The organism is Rhizobacter sp. P1_G5 (assembly GCF_056405435.1).
Map to the genome: position 1 here is coordinate 1 of NZ_JBFUCB010001021.1, position 1210 is coordinate 1210.

The window sequence follows — 1210 nt, forward strand, 5'->3', positions numbered from 1 at the left end:
GCGGCACCGAAGCACCGAAGAGTTCTACAACCTGAACGCCAACGTGCGCTACGTGCGCATCAACGGCGTCAAGCGCGCCACCGGCTACGGCTACTCGATCATCGAGGCGAGCTTCAAGTCGCCGGGCAGCGACAACACGCTCGGCTCCACCGTCGCGACCTCCGTGATCCCGCACCCGGCCGACGGCAGCAACCTGATCCCGCCGGCGGCCCCGCAGGCACCGATCGACACCATCCAGTTCTCGCTGCCGGACGGCACGCTGGTGACCCGCGTCGGCTTCGTCGGCCGCTCGCGTCATGCACGCGAGCGCGGCGAGGACTGGAACGAGGCCGGCTACGGCGCGAACGAGACCGTCGATGCCGCCGGAAAACCAGTGGACAAGGGGCCCGGCGCGCACCTGAACTTCGTGGCCAACTACTTTGCCTTCCGCACCTGGGGTGTCGAGTTCATCGACAACAGCAAGGTCACCGGCGTCACCAAGCCCAAGGTGATCGTCAACGAGTACTTCCAGCAACCGCAGTACGGCGGCGGTCATTCCTTCGTTCGCGGGTTCGACAACCCCAACACCACCGGCTTCGGCTGGATGAGCCCGGGCGACCTGCTGGACGACAACACCTACACGCTGGGCGGCCAGGGCATCGCCGCGTGCCCCGTGGTGCCCAAGCCGCCGCAGAACGCGCTGGCCAAGCCGACGAGCGGCTACAACAACATCATCGGCGCGAACGATGGCTGCAGCGTGGTGTTCGACTCGTTCCCCGGCCATGCCGCGCTCTCGACCGACGCCAACGGCGTGCTGGCCCGCAGCGCCGACGTGCCCGGCGCCACCCAGTTCTACGACTACGCCGTGAGCTTCGACCCGGCCACCGACAAGGTGACCACCGCCACCCCGGTCGCCGGCAAGACCGTCGCGGCACGCTCGTTGAAGACGGGCGACGTGGTCGAGTTCTCGCCGTCGTTCTTCTCGACCGTCGCGATCATGAGGGGGCTCGGCACCACCGACGGCCATCGCTACTACACCAACGAGCTGAGCTACGTGGTGGGCGCCGGCCTGCGCCCCTACTACGGTGCGCASCCGCGCCTGAACAACACGCCGCTGCCGTCGGCGACGTTGCAGGGGGGCCTCGGTTCGGTCTCCTACGACTACGCCGACAACTCGACCTTCGTGTTCCAGCAGCCGTACAACAACATCGGCATGCAGAACATGCAGCGC

Annotated in this window: 1 pseudogene; it reads left to right on the forward strand. The window is 67.3% G+C overall.

Annotation, left to right across the window (positions count from 1 at the left end):
* A pseudogene (locus AC1D12_RS33705) lies at positions 1–1210 on the forward strand (hypothetical protein); the annotation flags it as partial.